Origin of the sequence: Paenibacillus sp. NRS-1760 (genome assembly GCF_050467785.1) — a bacterium.
GTDB lineage: Bacteria > Bacillota > Bacilli > Paenibacillales > Paenibacillaceae > Pristimantibacillus.
Window position 1 is genome coordinate 639,497 of record NZ_JBITPK010000021.1, and the last position, 21,225, is coordinate 660,721.

16 protein-coding genes are annotated in these 21,225 nt (G+C 50.7%); 1 reads left to right on the plus strand and 15 read right to left on the minus strand.

What is annotated here, in order from left to right:
• Positions 1-73: 73 nt before the first annotated feature.
• The 4 genes from ACIFSR_RS30745 to ACIFSR_RS30760 all read right to left on the minus strand — a co-directional run bounded on the left by ACIFSR_RS30745 (position 74) and on the right by ACIFSR_RS30760 (position 5,067).
• On the minus strand, positions 74-1,744 hold the full coding sequence (locus ACIFSR_RS30745; protein ID WP_430062523.1) for an extracellular solute-binding protein: 1,671 nt from the start codon (positions 1,742-1,744) through the stop codon (positions 74-76).
• A 106-nt stretch (positions 1,745-1,850) separates the two neighbouring features.
• Entirely contained in the window at positions 1,851-2,729 is an 879-nt protein-coding gene (locus ACIFSR_RS30750) for a carbohydrate ABC transporter permease (RefSeq protein ID WP_430062526.1), read from the minus strand.
• 19 nt (positions 2,730-2,748) lie between these two features.
• Entirely contained in the window at positions 2,749-3,723 is a 975-nt protein-coding gene (locus ACIFSR_RS30755) for an ABC transporter permease (protein WP_430062529.1), read from the minus strand.
• Between the two features lie 276 nt (positions 3,724-3,999).
• Positions 4,000-5,067 (minus strand): hypothetical protein, encoded by a 1,068-nt coding sequence (locus tag ACIFSR_RS30760; protein WP_430062532.1) that lies wholly within the window; start codon positions 5,065-5,067, stop codon positions 4,000-4,002.
• A 234-nt stretch (positions 5,068-5,301) separates the two neighbouring features.
• Here ACIFSR_RS30760 and ACIFSR_RS30765 point away from each other — a divergent pair, with 234 nt between their 5' ends.
• Positions 5,302-6,177, plus strand: a complete 876-nt coding sequence (locus ACIFSR_RS30765) for an AraC family transcriptional regulator (protein ID WP_430062535.1) — start codon at positions 5,302-5,304, stop codon at positions 6,175-6,177.
• A 75-nt stretch (positions 6,178-6,252) separates the two neighbouring features.
• Here ACIFSR_RS30765 and ACIFSR_RS30770 read toward each other — a convergent pair whose 3' ends face one another.
• The 11 genes from ACIFSR_RS30770 to ACIFSR_RS30820 all read right to left on the minus strand — a co-directional run bounded on the left by ACIFSR_RS30770 (position 6,253) and on the right by ACIFSR_RS30820 (position 21,206).
• The gene (locus ACIFSR_RS30770) at positions 6,253-7,761 is read right to left on the minus strand and encodes a sulfatase family protein (protein ID WP_430062539.1); all 1,509 of its coding nucleotides are present in this window, start codon (positions 7,759-7,761) and stop codon (positions 6,253-6,255) included.
• A gap of 20 nt (positions 7,762-7,781) precedes the next feature.
• Positions 7,782-7,925, minus strand: a complete 144-nt coding sequence (locus ACIFSR_RS30775) for a hypothetical protein (protein ID WP_430062542.1) — start codon at positions 7,923-7,925, stop codon at positions 7,782-7,784.
• The gene (gene dgoD, locus ACIFSR_RS30780; RefSeq protein WP_430062545.1) at positions 7,919-9,067 is read right to left on the minus strand and encodes a galactonate dehydratase; all 1,149 of its coding nucleotides are present in this window, start codon (positions 9,065-9,067) and stop codon (positions 7,919-7,921) included. Before dgoD ends, ACIFSR_RS30775 begins: the two co-directional genes overlap by 7 nt.
• Before the next feature lie 54 nt (positions 9,068-9,121).
• Positions 9,122-11,599, minus strand: coding sequence for a glycoside hydrolase family 2 TIM barrel-domain containing protein (locus ACIFSR_RS30785; protein ID WP_430062548.1), 2,478 nt, complete (start codon positions 11,597-11,599; stop codon positions 9,122-9,124).
• Between the two features lie 139 nt (positions 11,600-11,738).
• The gene (gene aldA / locus ACIFSR_RS30790; protein WP_430062551.1) at positions 11,739-13,205 is read right to left on the minus strand and encodes an aldehyde dehydrogenase; all 1,467 of its coding nucleotides are present in this window, start codon (positions 13,203-13,205) and stop codon (positions 11,739-11,741) included.
• 70 nt (positions 13,206-13,275) lie between these two features.
• Positions 13,276-14,049 carry an enoyl-CoA hydratase/isomerase family protein gene (locus ACIFSR_RS30795; protein WP_430062554.1) on the minus strand — a complete coding sequence of 258 codons (774 nt, stop codon included), beginning with the start codon at positions 14,047-14,049 and terminating at the stop codon, positions 13,276-13,278.
• Positions 14,039-15,229, minus strand: coding sequence for a CaiB/BaiF CoA transferase family protein (locus ACIFSR_RS30800; RefSeq protein ID WP_430062557.1), 1,191 nt, complete (start codon positions 15,227-15,229; stop codon positions 14,039-14,041). Before ACIFSR_RS30800 ends, ACIFSR_RS30795 begins: the two co-directional genes overlap by 11 nt.
• 5 nt (positions 15,230-15,234) lie before the next feature.
• Positions 15,235-16,410 carry an ABC transporter substrate-binding protein gene (locus tag ACIFSR_RS30805; RefSeq protein ID WP_430062560.1) on the minus strand — a complete coding sequence of 392 codons (1,176 nt, stop codon included), beginning with the start codon at positions 16,408-16,410 and terminating at the stop codon, positions 15,235-15,237.
• 35 nt (positions 16,411-16,445) lie between these two features.
• Entirely contained in the window at positions 16,446-17,579 is a 1,134-nt protein-coding gene (locus ACIFSR_RS30810) for a CaiB/BaiF CoA transferase family protein (RefSeq protein ID WP_430062563.1), read from the minus strand.
• 42 nt (positions 17,580-17,621) lie between these two features.
• Positions 17,622-18,725, minus strand: coding sequence for a CoA transferase (locus ACIFSR_RS30815; protein ID WP_430062566.1), 1,104 nt, complete (start codon positions 18,723-18,725; stop codon positions 17,622-17,624).
• Positions 18,726-18,845: 120 nt separating this feature from the next.
• On the minus strand, positions 18,846-21,206 hold the full coding sequence (locus ACIFSR_RS30820; protein ID WP_430062569.1) for a glycoside hydrolase family 2 protein: 2,361 nt from the start codon (positions 21,204-21,206) through the stop codon (positions 18,846-18,848).
• Positions 21,207-21,225: the final 19 nt, after the last annotated feature.

The following is a 21,225-nucleotide window of genomic DNA, read 5'->3' on the forward strand; positions in this document are numbered from 1 at the left end:
TTGTAATTATGTTCCGCATAAAGAACTCCCCCTGGTTACATCGCCAGGGGGACCTATTCTGTGGAAGCGATTGTTACTGGGCGCTCTTGAAGCGGTCGTACGCCGTCTGATAAATGCTGACAAGCTCGTCAACCTTCATCTTATTCAGATCGGCCAGGTATTTGTCCCATTCGCCTTCTACCCCGCCTTGAAGCAGCCACTTGGCGCTTGTTTGGTTAACGTAGCTGTTAATGTCGGTATCCAGCGTTTTGATCTTCTGGGATTCCTCAGTTGTAAACATCACGCCAGGGAACGTCTCCGAAGTCATGTAAGGCAAATAATTTTCTTTGATGCCGTCAATTTTAACTTTGTCTTTGTCCGCCATCGCCAGTCGAGTACCGTACGTATTCTCCAGAATGGCATATGGTGCTTCTACCGGTGCTGTCTTGAATACATATTGGTCTGTCGTTAATCCAGCTGGCGCTTCCTTCAATGTCAAGGTGCCGCCCTTGTCTTCCAATGTCGTTCCGATCGGGCCCCATCCAGCTTCGATGGAAGTGTCCGTTGCGTACGACAAGTCGATCCATTGCATGGTCAGCTCTGGATGCTTGTTAACAGCTGTCATTGAGAAGGCAAAAGGATTGACACCTTGATTGTTGCCCAGTGATTTTCTCCACACTTGATCGCCGTTTGGTCCTATCAGAGCCGGAACAACCACATATTTCGGATCGTTGTCAACGCCGACAATCGAGAAGGCATTCCAGGCGAAGAAGCCTCCGAGACGCTGCTCTGTGCCGCTGCCTTTGCCAAGCAGCTGATTGCGGTCTTGCGCGAGACTTTCTTTGTCGAACAATCCTTTTTCGAAGAAGGTATGGAAATGCGCTATTGCTTCCTTATACTCTGGTTCCTTCGCTGAGAATACAACCTTGCCATCCTCTACGAAGATATGGTTAGCGGAATCTGCTCTGCCGAAGGTGCCGAATAATGAACCAATGCCAGATACGTTGTAGTTTGCGAAATCCCACATAAAGCTAAATGGAATTTCATCTTTTTTACCGTTGCCGTTCGGATCCTTCGTCTTGAACGCTTCCAGAACGACCTCCAGCTCTGCCAATGTGGTAGGAACGGCAAGTCCCAGCTTGTCCAGCCATTCCTTGTTCAGATACATCATATCGGGAGACAGCCACAGCATCAGCTCGCGGATACTAGGCAACGAGTAGATATGACCATCCGGTGCTGTCAACATCGCTTTGTACTTCGGATTCTGCTCGATCAAGGCCGTCAGATTCGGCATCGTTTCCTTCGTAATATATTGCTCCAGAGGGACCAGCATACCCTGGCCGCCATAGTTGATGACGTCATTGCCCGTCAGCGCAAGCGTACCGTAGAAGGCATCAGGCAAATCTCCGCTGGCCAGAATCAGATTACGCTGCTCCTCGCATTGCGCAAATTCGATGTCCGTCCATTCGATTTGCACATTTGTTTTCTCTTCATATTGCTTGAAGAAATCCATTTCCTCGAATGGTCCGTTATTGGGATGCTTACAGGTTACCATCTCGAGAGAGAGCTTCTCATCTAACGGGAATACGCCTTTCTCTGCTCCTCCATCCGTCGCTTCAGGAGATTGAGAAGCTTCCGATTGATTCGGCTCCTTCGACGGAGTCACATTGTCATTATTGGTTTCTCCTGCACAGGCGGATAAGACGGATAGGCTCATAATTACTGAAAGAAAGGATACAAGCATCTTTTTTCTCCGATTTTTCAAATCGACGACCTCCTAATATTGTTTACGTATGCGCTTACAACAGGCCCGTACTCCCGATATAGCTGGCCACTCACCTCCCTTCAAATATGATAATCTCCCTGCCGGATCAGCCTTTGATACTGCCGATCATGACGCCTTTGACGAAGTAGTTCTGCAGGAAGGGATACAGAATAAGCAGTGGCAACGCGGCAATAATGATCATGCCGTACTTGATGAGCTCGGCCGCTCGAAGCTGATCGCCCATAGAAGAGAGGTCCGTCATCATGTCGTTATGAATCTGATTCTCGATCAGAATGGAACGAAGCACGAGCTGCAGCGGGAACAAATCCTGCTCGCGCAGATAGATCAACGCGTTGAAATAGGAATTCCAATGAGCAACGCCATAGAACAATACCATAATTGCAATAAGCGCTTGAGATAATGGCAATACCATCTTCCAGAAAAACTTGGCGTCTGAGCAGCCGTCAATCTTCGCCGCTTCCAGAAGCTCATCAGGTATTGTGGATTGGAAGAACGTACGAGCAATGATAAGATTCCATGCACCCACCGCGTTCGGAATGACCATGGCCCATACCGAATCCAGCATGCCGAGCTCCTTAACCGTCAGGTAAGTGGGAATGAGACCTCCGCTAAAGAACATCGTGAAGGTGATGACAAGCATGATCGTATTGCGGCCACTCATATCCTTCCGCGACAGGGCGTACGCTGCGGGAAGAGTAAGGCATAAATTGATAAATGTACCTAAGATAGCGTATACAAAAGAATTTTTGTAGCCGATCCACAGGTTGGCACTGTCGAGAATCTTCTTATAGCCTTCGAAGCTTAGCTTCTCCGGCCATAGCAGTGTCATCTGAACCGCACTGGGATCTGTGATCGATGCGAGCAGTACGAAATACAAGGGATACATAATGATGACAAGGCCCGTAAGGATAAAAAACATATTAAACCTGTCAAACCATATATCCACTTGGCTGCGCTTGAACATAATAAGCACCTCCTGATTATTACCACAGCGATGTGTTGGTCATTTTTTTGGCGATTTGATTTACTGTCAGAAGAATGACGAAGTTGATCACGGAGTTGAACAAGCCAACAGCTGTCGAGAAGCTATACTGAGCTCCGACCAACCCTGTCTTATACACATAGGTTGAGATGATCTCCGATGAAGGAAGATTGAGAGGCGTCTGCAGAAGATATACCTTCTCGAAGCCAAGACTCATAATATTGCCCGTGCTCAGAATTAACAAGATGACTGCGGTCGGCATAATGCCTGGAATATCGATATGCAGGATTCGTTGAAACTTATTGGCGCCGTCCACAACCGCCGACTCATGAAGCTCAGGACTGATTGTCGTAAGCGCTGCCAAATAAATAATTGTGCCCCAGCCCGTGTTCTGCCAGATCTCCGACAGTACATACACAGGTCTGAACCAATCCGGGTCGCCCATAAAAAATACCGGCTCCCCGCCAAACACTCCAATAAGCTTGTTGACCATGCCCGTATCTGGCGATAGGAATAAGAACAGCATGCCCGCAATAACAACCGTCGAGATGAAGTGAGGCGCATAGATAACGGTCTGCACAAATTTCTTTAATTTCTTATGCATCAGCTGGTTTAGCATTAGCGCTAATAGGATCGGCGCTGGAAAACCCAATACGAGCTGCATCACACTAAGCTTAATGGTGTTCAGTATGATCTTCCTGAACTCGAAGGAACGGAAGAACCGTTCGAAATGCTCAAGTCCAACCCAGGGACTATCTGATATGCCTTTAAAGGCGAGAAAGTTTTTAAACGCAATCTGAATACCATATAGCGGAACGTAATGAAACAGAATGTAATACAATACGGCAGGAAGGACAAACAAGTAAAGCTGGTAGCTCTTCATCAGCCTGGCTGTCTTCTGTTTTAACGGTGTCCCCCGTCTGAATGCCGGAACGGACAGCTGCTGAACTTCATTCACTTTTTCCACAACATGCACTCCTTCTGTATTATGCCTTTAATGCGCAAGCTCACCTCTTCCTTCTTCGCAAACGGTTACAATAAGGGGATAAAAATTTTCGAGTTTTCAAAACAATCAATCATTATATTTATTAATATAATATTAATTGAAGCTCGTTTCGTTTTTATTATAAATCTCCCAATAGTTCCCGTCAATACCCTCTATAAAATGGAACAAAAAAGCTGTTCAGAAAAGTTAAATCGCTCTTCTGAACAGCCCTCCACGGATCAAGTTTGCCAATTCATCAAGTGGTGCTTATTTCAACGGCAGATTATTAAATACCCTTGCAAGCAAGGCAATATTTCGATCATCCAAAAATTCATACGAATCTAAGGATTTTTTAACATATTCCGAAACTGCGGGGAATCCATGATCATAGGTTTCTGGAGCAGCATAACAATAAAGTCCAATATTTTCTTTTTGCGCATAAGCTGCAACATCTTCACCTTGCAGCTTATTTCGTTTAAAGAACGTATCGCTAAAGGTTGTAAGCAATCGTGTATGTTCCCCTATCTGAGAGCGGATTTTATCAATAGTCTCTTTGTCACCCGCTTCATTCTGAAGCCAGTCCACCTCTCTAAGCAGCGGTTGATTTTCCATTTCTGGATGGTCCAATATCGAACATGATAGCCAAATAATACACTCAGGTTTAACTGTTTTCGTCGTTTCTCGAACAGCTTGCCAGCACCTGTCTATGGCACGACGATTAAATTCCAGCTGAACAGGATGGCTAATGTTTTCTTTTCCAGGGAATGCCTCACCCATTAGCTCCTCATACATTTCTTGTTCGCAGAGCAACCACAACTGCTCCTTTCCTCCATCTCCACCTTCCCCCAATCCTGTTGTTGGATTCCAAAACCAATCGATCATAAATCCATCCATTTGCGTAATTTCTATGGCTTCTTTAATTGACGCACAAAGGAAATCAATATATTTTTTTGTATATGGAATGTGGGGCGCAGACGGCGCTCCATAGCTTAATTCGGGATACTCTTCTGCCCAACGAGTGTTGGAACTAAAACAGAAATAGCCGAAAACTTTCATCTTTTCTTGCCTGCCTAAACGGACCATATCTGTGAGGAAGTCCGTTTTCAAACCGGGTTGTTCCGGAACGGCGCCTCCTTTGTACCATGCATATCCATTACAAGATACCGCAAAGGACTGAATCACATTGACTCCAAGCTCCTTATGCCATTTAACTAGTTCTGTGGGGTCAAGGGATGCCCAAGCTCCTGGAGGTGCAAATTGATTCCCTTCTTGACTGTTAAAGTGAGATCTGCATTTCCAATTGACATCCAAACTGAAGGCTTTAATGGATTCCATAGATATCCCATCCCATTCATAAATTTATCAACATGCTGATGAGTAATGATGACAGACCACTAATTATTTAGTCAAAATTCCGCCGTAAATTTCCCTTTCCATCTCCCCTATCCCCCTTAATACTTGCAATGATATTAGTTGTATTATATGATTCTCGTAATGTATTGTCTTTCTATCCTGATCCGATAGTTTATAATATACTCCGCAAAATTAGGTGTGTTAGAGGTGAGACACTTGTCGAAGAAGCTGCTACAGATCCAACCGCATATACGATACGCGGACTATTACAACTACCATGGAGCGCCTACGGATGCCAGAAGGCAATGCAACCTCTATAGCTTTCATCTATTCTTGCAAGAGCATGGCTCCATTCAGGTAGAGGATCGTTTGTATCCGGTTAAGCCGGGCATGCTCGTGTTCATCCGGCCAGGTCAAATGCACAGCTTTCATTTCGGCTCGGAGCAACAATCCTCGTCATACAACATTTATTGCGATCTGTGGCCGGAAGCGCCCGATGCAATGGATCTTCCCGCTATGCCCCTGTTTACCTTCTCGCCGGCAATGATGGAGGAACGCATGTTCACGACAATAGAGTCATGTTCTCAATTGGATGAGCTTCCAACGGTTCACTCCTTGAATCGATATCCGCATCTGTCGGAACTGTTCATCGACATCTACCGCACCTGTGACCAACCGATAGAACCGGCGTACAAACGTATTCTCCTCGACAGCATGATGCTCGTATGGTTGCTTCAATGGAATTATGCACTGCAAAGCTTGCCGACCGACGACCCGCGCATTCGGAGGGTGATCGCCGAGATGGAGCGTTATCCAGAGCGCCGCTATGACAATGGACTATTATCCGAGATCAGCGGATTGGAGAAGTCGCATTTGCACAAATTGTTTCGCCAGCATACTGGAATTACTCCACAGGGGTACTCTCTTCGCGTCAGAATGAGGAAAGCCGTCTCTATGCTGCTGGAAAGCAATCTATCCGTTACCTCCATCGCAGAGCAGCTCGGCTACGAGTCCATTCACTATTTCACGTTGAAGTTTACGAAAAATTACGGCATGTCACCAACCGCATTCCGTCGTCTTCATCGGGGGTAAAGAAAGTCGGAAAATAAAAAAAGACTGTCCAGAAGAGTTGGACATCCACTCCTCCAGACAGCCTCACGCCTGCCGTTATGCTCCCGTTATTCGCAGCGTATCGAATCGGTCCGTACGAACCAGCTCTCGCAGTAGCTGCTCCGTCATCGAGTATCGTACGTGTGTGTATGCAGGATCATGCCATAGGTTATCATGCTCGCGAGGATCTGCCGTAAGATCGAACAGCAGCCCCTCGTCGGAATTGATAAACACCGTTAATTTGTATTGCTCGGCAACAAGCGTACGCATACGCGTCGTCTCCGGCGCGTACCAATCCTCATCGTATTCCACCAATGCCGGACGGGCAGGCAGCTCCGTGCCATCTTCAATGGCAGCTCGCAGACTGCGGCCGGGCAAGCCTAATGGAGGCGCACTGTAGATGCCGCGAGTATCCATGACAGTCTGATTGATTCCCGCAAAGTCCAGAATTGTTGGCACGAAATCCAGCAGGCTAACTACGCGGTCTCGATAGACGCCCTGCGCCGCACCATTGGGAGCCCTCCACATAAACGGAACATTCAGCAGTTCCTCCCACGGCCACTCCGCTTTGGTCAGCAGCCGATGGGAGCCCAAATATTCCCCGTGATCGGCCATAAAGACGATGACGGTGTTGTCGGAGAGTCCCCGCTCCTTCAGCTTGTCCAGCACCTCTCCAATACAGCTGTCCACATGCGTGATCATTCCGTAGGTTTGCGCCAATATCTGCCGCAGCGTGGCTTCATCGAATTGCGAGTGGCCAAGATGAACTTCCCTCAAACCTTTCAGCCAATCTATGGAATCCGCTTCATTATCCCAGCCCTCCGGCAATGTCAGCGACTGCGGATCATACATTTCACTATAAGGACGGCATGCAGCGAAGGGATGATGCGGATCCGGGAAGGAGCACCAGAGATAGAAGGACTCCTCCGGCTGGAGGCTCTCCAGGAATGAAGCAGAGCGGCGCGCAATCCACCGGTTGTAGTGCAGCGGCTCGGGCAGATCAATCTTCCAATTCTGATCGTAGAGACTGTTTTTCTCGTAGGCACCCGCCCGCAGCAGCCTCTGCCTGCCTCCAGGCAGCTCCTGATCCAGCCAGGCCGAATAATCGCCGTAGCAGTCCACATGGCCGCCAACATGCTCCGTCGTCTGATAGCCGTAATAACCGCTTGGCAATGCAGTGATTTCACCGGATTCCCAGCTCTCTTTGCTTTCCCACGAGAAAGCCGCGTCCTCGCCATTGCTAACGGAGCCTGCCGGCTGATGGTGCAGCTTGCCAATGGCATGAGTCCGATATCCAGCCTGGGCGAGCACCCCCGGAAGTGTAGGCAAATGCTCAGGGACAGCGTTGCCATTGGTCAAGCAGCCGTGCTGCCTGGGAGTGAGACCTGTCAGCAGGGTTGCACGCGACGGCATACATACAGGGTTGTTGCAATAGGCTCTCGAGAACGACACCCCTTCAAGTCCCAGCTTATCCAAATTAGGTGTCTGAATATCTGGATGACCATGCAGAGACATCGTGCGTGCTTGCATCTGATCCACAACAAATATGACAAAATTCGGCTTCATCCATTAATCCCCCATCCGTTTTAACTCAGCACTAACAATATTTTCGCTACAGAGCCCGGACTGCTCAGCAGCTTGTCGAAGCAGGCCTTGCCATTCTCCAGCGGCTCATGCACGGTCCAAGCCTCTAGTCCCGTGCCGTTCTCGCCGATCCACTCCATTACCATTCCGCGTACGATCCGTCTTCGTTGCGCCAGATAGGCGAATGCCAATTATGCCCCTTCTTGGCAGCTTCCCTGACCGCAGCTTCATTGATTTCGATACCGAGACCAGGCTTGTCGGACATGCGGACATATCCCGCTTCGTACTGGAATACGTCCGGATCCATTAAGTAACCGACAACATCGCTGCCCTGATTATAATGAATGCCCAGTCCTTGTTCCTGGATGACAAAATTCGGCGTGCAATTGTCAACCTGGAAGCAGGAAGCCAGCGCAATCGGTCCAAGCGGACAATGCGGCGCCAGACTGACATCGTATGCTTCCGCCATAGCTGCGATTTTTTTCGTTTCCAGAATACCGCCGGCATGGGAGAGATCGGGTTGTATAATATCCACATACCCATCCTGCAGCAGCTGCTTGAAGCCCCAGCGCGTGTACATACGCTCGCCAGTTGCGATAGGCGTATTGGTCATTCTCGCAATCTCACGAAGTGCTTCATTGTGCTCTGGAAGCACAGGCTCCTCGATAAACATAGGCCTGCACGGCTCCAGCTCTTTCACTAGAATCTTGGCCATCGTCTTGTGCACCCGGCCGTGGAAGTCAACCGCGATCCCCACATCCGGACCGACCGCATCCCGCACCGCCTGCATCCGCTCTACGGCCTGGTCAATTTTTTTGTAATCATCTATATAATGAAGCTCCTCCGTTGCATTCATCTTCAGTGCCTTGAAGCCAAGGGCCACCTGCGTCAGAGCATGGGCGGATACATCGCTTGGACGCTCGCCCCCGATCCAGGCATACACCTTGATTTTATCGCGTACCGAGCCGCCAAGCAGATCATAAATTGGAGCACCGTAATATTTGCCTTTAATATCCCACAATGCCTGTTCAAGACCGGAAATCGCGCTCATGAGAATAGGACCTCCCCGATAGAAGCCTCCGCGGTACATCACCTGAAAGTGGTCCTCGATCTTGAGCGGGTCCTTGCCGATGAGGTACTCCTTCAATTCCTCGACTGCAGCTCTGGTTGTTGAAGCTCTACCCTCAAGAATCGGCTCTCCCCAGCCTTCAAAGCCCATATCCGTGCTCATCTTCACGAACAGCCATCTAGGTTCAATCTGGAATAATTCCACAGCTGTAATCTTCATCGTACAAACCTCCCTCAAAATTCCTAATTAATATAACAATTACTACAAATCCCTTCATGAATGCGCAACAGCTGATACGTTGATGATACTAGTATTCGAAACGACATTCATTCGAGAGCATGTGGCCCGTATTGCAAGATGACCTGGCGTGCAGCCCTGCACAATGAGGAGCCCTCTGCCTAACTCCGTTATGAGACGAGTGCTCTGATAAGGCTGTACATTATCAGAGCTGCCATTGTCCACCCCGAGAATTCTGCATTCGCCCTCCACCTCGAATTCAAGCTCAACATTCTGGTTGGTAATCGCATGCCCATTCACATCCCTTAGCTGAACCGTAATATGAGCGACGCTGTCCGCATCGACTGTTATCGTTTCCTTATCTGCAAGCAGTTGGATAGAATGAACGGGCCCAACCGTATGCAACTTCGATTCGACTGCCTGTCCGCCGCATGTGCCGATGGCTGTCAGTTCTCCAGCGCCGTAAGGTACCGCCCACTTATAAATATGATCCTCGAACTGCTCCAGACGCTTCGTCGCAAGCAGCGAATTATTCAGATACAGGGATACCTCTTCACAGTTGGAATATACCTCGACAACTACAATCTCCCCCTCCTTATAGTTCCAATGTGAATTCACATCATGCCAGAACCATACCCGTTGCTGCCAACCGCCTGGCTCCTTCTCCGCCAGCTCCCCGGATTCATCCAGCCGATACAAGGATTCCTCCAGAACCTGCGTTGCCAGATGAAGATGAGTCTCTTCACTCCACAGGCTTCTGAACATGTGATAAGAAGGCTTCTCGAAGCCGGCGAAGTCAAGCAAGCCGAGGTTCGAGCCTTTCCGAGGCCAAGGCTTCTGAATGGCTTCTCCCATATGATCAATGCCCGTCCAGAGGAAGATGCCGGGTATATGCTCTCTCTCCAGAACCGCCTTCCATTCATGCCATTGCGCCACATTCTCCGTTCCCAGAATCGGTTTGTTCGGATAATGATAGTGACCATAGTCATAGATGACTCTTCGATAGCTGTACCCTGCAATATCGAGCTCGTCGATATACCCCGATTCATAGCTGGCGCTTGGCAGGATGCAATTCGCCGTAACAGGTCTGGTTGGATCCAGCTCTTTGGTCCAGCGAGTCAATTGACGGGCTGTCGTATCGATGTCATAGGCATCTCTTGGCAGCTGTTGAATGATTTCGCGAATTCTATCCTTCCCATTCGGCGGCAGCGTCCAGAAATAATTGCCTGATGCATTCATCCCGAAGTATCCCGTTGCTTCATTATATTTCGGATACGTCCATTCAATCTCATTGCCAATGCTCCATTGGAATATACATGGATGGTTGCGATCCCGAAGCACGGTATCCTGCAGATCCTGCTTGGCGTATTCGCGGAAAAATTCGGCATGTCCGCGCGTAATATAATCGACCTTCTGTTCGCCGCCGTTGCTTCGCTTATCCTTCGGATTATCCCATTCATCGAAGAATTCCTCCTGTACTAGGAAGCCCATCTCGTCGCACAAATTCAAGAAATCCTCCGACGCAGGGTTGTGAGCCGTTCGAATCGCATTGCAGCCGCATGCCTTCAGCTTCTCCAACCTGCGCCTCCATACATCCAGAGGAACTGCGGCGCCGACGAGACCGCCATCATGATGGAGATTGACGCCCTTTATCAAGGTGTTCTTTCCATTAAAGAAGAAGCCCTTGTCCGGATCAAATCTGAACTCTCGTATGCCGATTGTGTCTTCCACGGTCTGAATGACCTGTCCTCCTGTCACAACCTCAACCTTCGTCCGGTACAGCTTGGCTGCATGAATCTCCCATCTTTGCGGATTGGGAATCGTCCATTCCAATTGGATTTCCTCCGATTTGTCTGCATCGAGATAGCACCCTTTGATCTCCTGGGCTACTAGCTGATCATCCGGACCGAAGATGCTTCCGATGATTTCAACATGCTGAGGATCAGCTTCCTCATTCCGCAACGTGATCCTGCCTTGCACGACCGCAGAAGAATGACTAACCATAGGAGTCGTATAATAGGTGCCCCAAACAGGAATATGAAGCTTCGGAACAATATGCATGGCTGCCTTCCGATAAATACCGGAGCCCGTATACCACCTGCTGTCCGCGTATCTGGTATGATCTACCTTCACTGCAATAACATTGTCTTGGTCGATATCATTCAAGTAATCCGTTATATCAACCAGACATGGCGAATAGCCGTACGGGTGGAAACGTACGAGTACTCCGTTGCAATATATGCTTGCACGATTATAGATGCCGTCAAAGTGGATGATCACCTTGCTCCCGACCATCTCGGACGTTGTCGTGAAGCATTTTCTATACCAACCGATACCCCCAGGCAAATAACCGGTACAGGCTTCTCCGTTCTCTTGATCGAACGGAAATTCGACACTCCAGTCATGGGGCAGATGTAATGTTCTCCACGAAGAGTCGTCCGTAGCAAGCAGATGCGGAGCCTCAGGCTCACCCAGCATAAACTTCCAATCTTTAATAAACGGAATACCTCTCATCTCTTTACCTCTCCCTTACGTCCATTCTCTCTTATTTCTCAGCTATAAAAGCCGTACTCGACACATATAGAAATCGTTCGCCGCGAGCCAATCTTAATAAGGAATCAGCCTGCGGTCGGTTGACCGCAGGCCTGTATTCTTACTTATAATTCAAGTAGACAACACGTTTCTGCATGTAGCCTTCCAGTCCGTATTCGCCATCCTCGCCGCCTAGACCGCTCAGCTTATGTCCGCTATGGTAGCCTTGCATGCAGCCCGACATGCCTTGGTTGACGAATACCGTGCCGACCTGGAGCACATCCGTACCGTGCATCATCTTCTTCATATCGCTTGTGAACAGGTAGGCGGACAAGCCCAGCTCACTGGAATTGACGATGTTAATGGCTTCCTCGAAGCTTCCGATCGTCACAATCGGCAGCACCGGACCGAAAATTTCCTTCTGCGCTGCGGCCATATCCGGCTTCACATCGACAAGAACAGTCGGCTCGTACCAGAAGCCCTTATCGAAGATACCGCCTGTTGGGCGTTTGCCCCCTGCCGCTATTTTGGCGCCTTGGGCAACCGTTTCTTGAACGATATCGTCTATTTTTTTCAAGTCATTGCCATTCGCCTTAGGTCCCATGGTTACACTGCTGTCGAATGGATCGCCTACCTTAATCGACTTCATATGCTCAAGCAGCTTCGCCGTGAAGGCTTCCGCCACCTTCTCGTGAACCAGCACCAGCTCATTGCACACACATACCTGGCCGCAGTTCGCGAATCTTGCGGTGACTGCCGCTGCCGCCGCTTGGTCAATATCCGCATCCTCCAATACGATGAACGGGGCCTTGCCGCCCAGCTCCAGAGACAAGGCTGTAATATTAGCAGATGCAGCCTTGTAGATTTGTTGACCTGCTCGCACGCTGCCGGTAACCGTAACCATCTTCGTGATTGGACTGCTGACTAGAAGCTGACCTGCCTCCACACCTGTGCCTGTTACGAAATTCGCTACGCCAGGAGGGAAGCCAACCTCATGAATCAGATTGAAAAATTCAGCCGAGGCGATTGGCGTCAGCTCATGCGGCTTAATAATCATCGTATTCCCCGTTACCAGCGCGGGGCCAAGCTTCCTGCCGATCAAGGCAAGCGGATAATTCCATGCGCATAAGCCAATGGTGACACCATAAGGAACCTTGCGAATCTGCAGCATTTCCCCTTCCTTATTCGAAGGAAGGATATCGCCTTTAATTTTATTAGCGGATTCTACGGCATACATCATATAAGCCATCGTATCATCCACTTCGCCAAGTGCTTCGCGGTAAGTTTTGCCCTGCTCCATGACGAGCAGCTTGGCGAGAAGCTCCCGCTTCTCCTTCACCTTCTCGACCAGCTTCACCAGGTATGCTGCACGCTTAATGGGAGGCAGCGCTTGCCAGCTCTGCTGCGCCCGCTCGGATGATTCCAACGCCTTCTGCACATCCTCCGCAGAAGCATCGCTTACAAGTCCGATTACCTCTTCGTTCGACGGGTTTTGCACCTCAATCAGTCGATTCGATGAAGCTTCCACCCATTCCCCATCTATATATAACCGATAATACTCCTGTCCATTACGATTGCCCTTTATCATCTATATCCATCTCCTTTGGTAGGTTAATGACGTATATCCGTTTCTAACCTTTAGCATCCCGTAGCTGCCGTTACTTCCCTTTGAAATTCGGGCTTCTCTTCTCCTTGAAGGCTGCCTTGCCCTCTTGCGCATCCTCGGTTGTGAAGCAGAAGGAGAACAAGCTGTTCTCATATTGCAAGCCTGCATCAAGCGGCATATTCATAGCCGCACGAAGCGCAAGCTTCGCATTCTCGACAGCGATCGGACTGTAGTCGGCAATTGTGGCCGCCGTCTCATAGACCAGTCTCTTCAGCTCGCCCGGCTCCACGACCTGCTCTACTAATCCGCAACGCAAGGCCTCATCTGCCGTCAGCATTCTGCCCGTCAACACCATCTCGGCAGCCTTTCCTGCTCCTACAATTCTTGGCAGCAGCTGCGTGCTGCCACTGCCCCCGATCCAGCCCAGCTTAATTTCACCTGCGCCAAACTTCGCGTTGGAAGATGCCATACGAATATCAGCATGCAAGGCAAGCTCCAGTCCGCCGCCAATAGCGTACCCATTGACCATAGCGATGACAGGCTTGCGGATGCTGCGAATCGCCATACAATAATCATCTCGATTACGCAGATCCCATGGGCTTCCGTAGTCATCCAGCACCTCGATATCGCTGCCTGCCGAGAAGCTCTTCTCGCCTTCGCCGGTGAGAACAACAACTCGAACGCTCTTGTCCTTGTTAATCTCCTGACATAGCCCGCTGAGCCGCTCGCCCATCGCTCGCGTGACGGTATTCAGCTTGCTAGGTCTGGCAAGGGTAATTGTCCCTATATAGTTGTCAACTTCATAGCGAATATCGTTATTCTCCATCGGTTTGTCCCCCTTCAGCGTTCTCAGCAGCGCTATCGAGGCCGAAGTCCCTATTAATTCGTGCCGTATGCTCGCCCACAGGCGGGGCTCCCTTCACATGCTTGAGCAGCTGGCCGTTCACCCTAGCCGGATACCGTGTCGTCTTGAACAAGGCACCGCTTGGTCGCACGACCTCCTGGAACATATCCAGCACTTCGATACCTTCATGCTGGAGCGCTTGCTCCCAATTGAACACCTCGGCGCACCAGTAATCGGCCGGCTCCAGAATATCGAGCCACTCCTTGGTCGACCTTGTCTTCAGATGACGATTCAATAGCCCCTTAATCGTATCCCGCTCATTGAACCAGGATGTCTGCTCCGTATAACCGAGCAGCTCGTCGCACTGCAGCAGCTGGCCTAATATAAGAATGGAGCCCATAGCAAGAGCGATATACCCGTCCTTTGTTTCATAGATGCCATACGGTGCGCCAAGGTATGCATGCGCATTCCGGAATCCGCTCCGCTTAGGAAGCTCTCTTGGCTCCTTGTTCATATATGCGCTGAGTACTTCAAACTGGAAGTCCAGCGCCGCCTCCATCAAGCTGATCTCCACTAGTCCGCCTACGCCTGTTTTTTCCCGCTTATACAGCAAGCCAAGCAATGCCTGAACAAACATGGAGCTGGTATGCAGGTCTATCGTTGCCAGCCCTAATGGGACTGGCGGCTGATCGCCATCACCGTTCAGCCACGCGAGTCCCGACATCGACTGCACGAGCAAGTCCTGCCCCGGCTTGTTCTTCCAAGGCCCTTCCCCGCCATAGCCGGTAATACTGCCGTATATGATGCCAGGATTTAGCGCCTTAACCGATTCATAGTCAAGGCCAAGCTTCTTCATCGCTCCTGGACGGAAATTCTCAATGACAACATCCGCCTGCTGGATCAACCGCTTCACTCTTGCGAGATCAGAGGAGTCCTTCAGATTGGCGGCGTAGCTTTCTTTGTTTCGATTCATAGACTGGAATACGGTACTCTCTCCGTCCACCCGTAGATTCGACAGAGTCAGCTGGCGGCTTCCATCACCTGCGTTCGGCCTTTCAATCTTGATGACTCGCGCCCCCAAATCGGCTAACCGAAGCGCAGACACAGGACCTGCCAGATATTGGCTGAAGTCTAATACAATGATATCCTCCAGCAGCTTCATCCTGCTCACACCCCCGCTTCTTGATGCTCTCGTCTTATTTGCATATGCAACTCGTTTAAGGTTTGAATAACGGTTTGCCTTGCCGGCGCCTGATTCATCAGGTAATAGCGAATCAGATTGCCAGCTTGCTCCTGGAAGCTGATGTAGCCATGGAATCGCGGTCTCATGGAGCCGTGCGTCAATGTCTCCAGCGTATTCTTGAAGAAGCCTCCAGACAGACGATTCACCTCAGGGTCCAGCCATGCCTCCCGATGACCCGGTTGACCGTCATTCAGGAAAAATGATGTGCGCTGGAACTGTGGAGAGGCCACCATAACGGCGAATTTGGCCGCAAGATTCGGATGCTTGCACTTCGACGATATGGCAAGCCCGACGCCGCCGATCATACTGCCGCTAGGCACACCGCTGTCAGACGGAATATTGCCGAAGCTCGAGACAGATGGTCTGAATCCGACTCTGGCATAATTGGAATAGCCATAAATGAGCGGAACATACGTAATTTCATTACTAGTACCCATTAGATTCAGCATCTGAATGGGATCCTGATGCACCGATTCCGAATGAAGATAAGGCATCAGGCCCTCCATTATTGCAAGCGCCTGCTCGCCTGTCTCCATAGGCAGATCCAGTCCTTCACTCCAGTAAGCCCGGTTCGACAGCTGCGCACATAAGGTGAAGAAGGTCGAATAGGCATGAACCGGCACCAATGGGAGGCCTATGGATTGCCCCTTCGGCAGCTTCTTGGCAATGGAGATTACATCGTTCCAGCTCCTAGCAGGCTGCAATCCTACCTGCTCCAGCAAATCCTGTCTGTACGCACTAACTTGAGCTGCCGCGTCGACCGGCAGAGCCCATTGCTTCCCTTCATACGTATAACTGGCGTAGCTCTTACCCGTCGAATGAAGCGCCTGATCTTCCAGGAAGTCCTCCTCTACAAGATCATTCAAGGGCAGCAACAGTCCCTTCGCAACTGCTGTTCCTATATGGGGGTGATCAATCATAATGAGATCGTAGGTATCTGCAAGCAGCTCTAGCGGGTACAGCTCGAAATCTGCCAGAGAACGTGCGTCCCACTCCATCTCGACATTAGGCTCCAGCTTGCGGAACGCCTCTGATGCGGCCATCAATGGGTTCAAGCCTCGCTCATGAGACCATGTCATTCCTTTTAATTTCAACTTCATCACCATCTCTTCAACGTATAATGATCCATGTTCAGCTAGGTTAAGAGAAGCCATTCCGATTCAACAACGGCATTATGCTCTCCGATGCGCGGTGCTCCTCTAGAGGACTGCAGCCTATGGCCGTTCAGTCGGATTGGGCAGGAAATAGCCGTCATGCGGGCTCCATTGCTTCGATAGATATCCTGCGTCATTCGCAGCTCGCGGAACGCTTCCTCCCGCAGAAGCTGCTTCCAATCCAGCAGCTCCTCGCAAGGGATGCCGGCCTTCTGCAGGTGAACGCTCCAATATTCCGCAGGACGTGTTGCCAGCAGCTCCTCCATACGGGCAGCAGTTACTTCGCCAAGCCTATTCGTGGTGAAGTGAGGGGCAAGCGCCTGGGCCATTGTGTGCAGAGGCATATCGCCGAGCGCAATATATCCAGCAGCTGTTGGATACAGCCCCTTCAGCCAGCGGATCGATTCCGCTCCTTCCGGTCGTTCGGCTGCTAAGCCTGAGCTCCTATCCGGCATCCATTTCTCCTCCCAAATCTCTTGCATGGCATCCAAGGTGGATTCCAGCATATTAACCTCTACAAGTGCGCCGTTGCCTTGGAGGGATCGCCGTACAAGAGCCGCCAGCATGCCTTGAACAAGGTGAGCGCCGGTTATCATATCTGCGATGGCAAGACCAAATGGAATAGGCCCGCGTCTCGACTTGTCTCGGTGCAGCCAGGGCAGCCCCGTGAGCGCCTGGAGAAGCAGATCCTGTCCGGGTCTGTCGCGGAGAGGACTATTCCCTCCATATCCGCTAATAGAGCCGTAGATGAGTCTTGGATTAATGGCCTTCACCTCTTCATAGCCGAATCCAAGCTTCTCCATGACACCCGGCCGAAAGTTCTGAATCATCATATCCGCATGGCTCAGCAGCTTCCGCACCTTGCATCGATCAGCCTCTGACTTCAAATCGACGGCATAGCTTTCCTTGTTCCGATTGATAGAGTGAAACAGCGTGCTGTCCCCATCCAGCTCCAAATTAGAGATATACAGCCTTCTGCACAAATCCCCGCCGTCCAGCCGTTCAATCTTAATGACTCTCGCTCCCAAATCGGCTAATCGCAAGCCGGCATACGGACCAGACAGGAATTGACTGAAGTCAAGCACAAGCAAGCCCTCCAGAGGTCTCGGCATCATGATGTATCACTCTCGCTTCAACTTAATGTGCAGCTGCTTCGCCTATAGCAGCTGAAACTCCGCCTCAAGCCTGGCGTTGTCCATGCCCGCCCTCCCAATCCCACGGCGACTTCGCATATGCTTGTTTTCGAAGCGAATGGGACAGTAAGGAGTTAGGAATAAGCCTCGCCCCTCCACTTGTACCTGCTGTATATTGTGCAAGGAAAGGAAGCCTTCATGCTGAAGCAGCTCGTCAACGGTCTGGACCACGGCGCACCAGTAACCGCCTGCTTCCAGTTCTTCCGCCCAGGCCGCAGCCGCTCTGCTTCTGAGATGATCGGCGAGCAGCCCCTTAATTTCATCCCGCCTCAAGAACCAGCTGGCAGCGTCCTGATAGCGGGCCAACGCGTCGCATTGCAGCAGCTCTCCAAGCTCCAGCACAGAGCCCATGGCCAGAGCCAAATACCCATCAGCCGTCTCATAAATTCCATACGGAGCCGCCAGATAAGCATGTGCATTATTAAGCGAGCTTCGCTGCGGCAGCAGCCCTCCATCATTAAGATGAGTAGTAAGCACCTCGAATTGGTAATCAATCGCTGACTCCAGCAGGCTAACCTCAACGAGCATTCCCTCTCCCGACTTGGAACGGTGTACTAGAGCGGCCAGAATGCCTTGCACGAGATTAGCACATGCGAACATCTCCACCGTGGATAGCGGGAATGGGATAGGGGGATCATTCGCATTGCCGCTCAGCCAAGGCATGCCCGTGAGTGCCTGGACGAACAAGTCATCATAAGGCTTCGCTTGCCAAGCCCCTTCTCGTCCATAACCCGTTATGCTGGCATGGATCAGCTTGGCATTCAGCGCTTGCGATCTCTCATAGGGAAGCAGCGTCGTCTGTAACCCGCTTGCAGGGGGCCCTTCGATGAGAACATCCGCTTCGGCAATCAGCTTATATAACTTCTCATGCTCTCCTTCATCGGCGGAGCTGGAGCTCAACAGGAATCTCTCCTTGTTGCGGTACAAGCTGTCAAGCGGCAGCGGCTCATCCTCCGCCCACTCAATTCTGACAACACGCGCCCCAAGATCAGCCAGCCTTAACCCAGCGAAGGGACCGGCAAGCTTCGTGCTGTATTCCACAACGAGCAAACCCTCTAACGGAAGCAAGCGATCCCTCCTCAGCCATAACAACCTTCCAAGAAACAGGGGAAGGGATGGAACAAACGCAGTCGCATGTTCATCCCTTCCTCCCTTTAGAACGATTAATCCTTCACCCGCTTGCCGATATTATTCCAGCTCCCAAAGCTCCGGGTTGTACCGGTAATAGCTGTGGCCATATTCATCGCGCAGCTTGTTGCTCTCGTCCAGATGCTCGATGCATATACGCTTCGCCTCAGCTTGATCGCCAATAAGCAGCTTGTATGCATTGCTGGCCAGAATGCTGCCGCCTTGCTTCAACGCAAGCGCAACCGAGAACTCGCCTGCTGCATCAGCATCCACCTTCCATGCGATGTCGCTGAATTTGGCGGAGCTGTTGGAGGCGATTTGCACCTCTACCGTTCCACTCTGTACAACCTCGCCCTTATGATTGTTCAGCGTCCATTCCAGCTCGGTATCCGCGTAGGCCTCATGATAGTCGTTGACAATCCACAGCTCGCCTTGGAACGTCTCACCGGGATTCCATCTTCTCTTCGCGAATGCCAAGCTTGGCAGAAGCGGCTGATAGCTTGTCTTGACGTAGTCGAAGCTCATTTTCTTGAGACCGTAATAATCGACGAGTCCCCACTTGATGTCCGGCCAATGGGTAATGAAGTGACAGAGCGACACACCGCTCAACCGCGGCTTCCGTCTGCGGTACAATTCAAGTGCAAACTGCAGGATTGTTCCATGCGCAATCTGAGTCGATTCTACGAATTGCTCCAGGGAATCCATTCTCTTATCGCCGAACACTTCAATGTTCAGCCCTTGAAGAATGTGAATATCCGCCCAGTGGTAGCCCCAGCTTGGTCCGATCGGCCACAGCTCGTTCTCCGGAATAAACTTCCTCAGACTTTCGATAGATGGTGCCGACGCCGCCGTTAATTCAGGAATGATGGAGCAATCCAGAGCCGGATAATATTCCTCCATGAAGTTGCGGCCGCCGCCGTAATAATGCTCATTGGCGTGCTGGGATTCCTTGGGCTTGAAGCCCATGCTCTGACCGAACTCATTGCTAAGCGGCGATGCCAGCCCGTAAGGAACAGCTGTATATTCTCCAATCGCAACACCGATCGCTTCCATGAGCTCCTTGTTGCCGCTCTCTATATGCGCGTCTGTGAAGAATACTTCTTCCCCGCCCATCCAATATATATTGGATGGATGATTGCGGCGAAGCTTCACGATTTCGATACATTCCTTCGCTACCGATTCCACAAATGCGGGATCATTGGAGAAGGCTTGCGTAGAGAACGTGAAATTCGTCCACACCGTAATGCCAAGCTCATCGCACAGCTTATAGAAGGTTGGAATTTCCGGCGGATGCCAGCCGAAGATTCGCAGATTATTAATGTTACAATCCTTCACCAGCGTTAGCAGATGCTCGTATTTCTTCGTGCTGTTCCTTCCATATAGGAAGGATGGTTGTCCGCCCCAGCATGCGGAGCGCAGGAATTGACGTTTGCCATTAATAACGAATGTCCAAGGGTATTCCGATTCTTCTTCTGTGAAGCCTGGATTTTTCTCCATCTGAATCGTCCGGATACCGAATCTGTCCTCTACACGATCGAGCTCCGACCCATTCTTCAGCACTGTAATTTCAATATCATACAGATTAGGCGTCCCCATATCCCACGGCCACCACAGCTTCGCGTCGGCAACCTCAAGACGGACCTCAGTGAGACTCGTGCCGGATTCAACAGCAGCCTCCACTGTGCGAGTAAGCGTCTCCGAGTCGAAGTTATGACCCTTCATCGCAATCTGAAGCTGAACGGTCTGCGTCTCTGCAGCCATGTTATGAAGCTCTACCTGCAATTGTACGGTTGCTCCGTCCTGATGCAGTTCAGACTCCGTACGATGATTAACAATGCGCACATCCTCCGTTGCAACCAGGCGAACCGGACGCCATATACCGAATGGCACTAATCCGGTGAAATAATCGCCGGAGAAGTTCACTTTCTTGCCGCCGACATTGCGGAAGTTCTTCGGTGGCGGATCCAGCTTGACGGCCAGCTGATTGGAGCCGCCGGCCCATTCATCAAAGTTCAGGTAGTCACTAACCTCGAAGGAGAACGGAGAGAACATCCCCTCATGACTGCCCAGCAGCTGTCCATTCAGCCAGACGGTACAGCTGTAGTCGACGCCTTCGAATTCCAGCTGCACCTTCTTGCCCTTCATCTCCTTTGAGACGTTGAACCTGCGAATGTACCACCATTCGTATTCCTGTACCCACTTGGCCTTGTGCATATTACGTCCGTAATAAGGATCCTCCAATTCACCGGCACGCTGAAGATCCGTGTACACATCTCCTGGTACAGATGCGTAATTCCAGCTGAAGATCACGCCTTGACGCTCGGCAGGAAGAATATGGAATCCTTCCCGTTCACCCTCGCCCACTCTCATCTTCTCCATCTGCCAGAGCTTGCCGCTTAAATCCTTTATTACTCTCGACATCCCATAACCCTCCAGTACG

Coding starts and splice junctions, on each gene's coding strand:
- ACIFSR_RS30750 (WP_430062526.1), bottom strand. CDS start 2,729: ATGTTCAAGCGCAGCCAAGTGGATATATGGTTTGACAGGTTTAATATG.
- ACIFSR_RS30760 (WP_430062532.1), bottom strand. CDS start 5,067: ATGGAATCCATTAAAGCCTTCAGTTTGGATGTCAATTGGAAATGCAGA.
- ACIFSR_RS30770 (WP_430062539.1), bottom strand. CDS start 7,761: ATGAAGCCGAATTTTGTCATATTTGTTGTGGATCAGATGCAAGCACGC.
- ACIFSR_RS30775 (WP_430062542.1), bottom strand. CDS start 7,925: ATGGTAATGGAGTGGATCGGCGAGAACGGCACGGGACTAGAGGCTTGG.
- dgoD (WP_430062545.1), bottom strand. CDS start 9,067: ATGAAGATTACAGCTGTGGAATTATTCCAGATTGAACCTAGATGGCTG.
- ACIFSR_RS30785 (WP_430062548.1), bottom strand. CDS start 11,599: ATGAGAGGTATTCCGTTTATTAAAGATTGGAAGTTTATGCTGGGTGAG.
- aldA (WP_430062551.1), bottom strand. CDS start 13,205: ATGATAAAGGGCAATCGTAATGGACAGGAGTATTATCGGTTATATATA.
- ACIFSR_RS30795 (WP_430062554.1), bottom strand. CDS start 14,049: ATGGAGAATAACGATATTCGCTATGAAGTTGACAACTATATAGGGACA.
- ACIFSR_RS30800 (WP_430062557.1), bottom strand. CDS start 15,229: ATGAAGCTGCTGGAGGATATCATTGTATTAGACTTCAGCCAATATCTG.
- ACIFSR_RS30805 (WP_430062560.1), bottom strand. CDS start 16,410: ATGAAGTTGAAATTAAAAGGAATGACATGGTCTCATGAGCGAGGCTTG.
- ACIFSR_RS30810 (WP_430062563.1), bottom strand. CDS start 17,579: ATGATGCCGAGACCTCTGGAGGGCTTGCTTGTGCTTGACTTCAGTCAA.
- ACIFSR_RS30820 (WP_430062569.1), bottom strand. CDS start 21,206: ATGTCGAGAGTAATAAAGGATTTAAGCGGCAAGCTCTGGCAGATGGAG.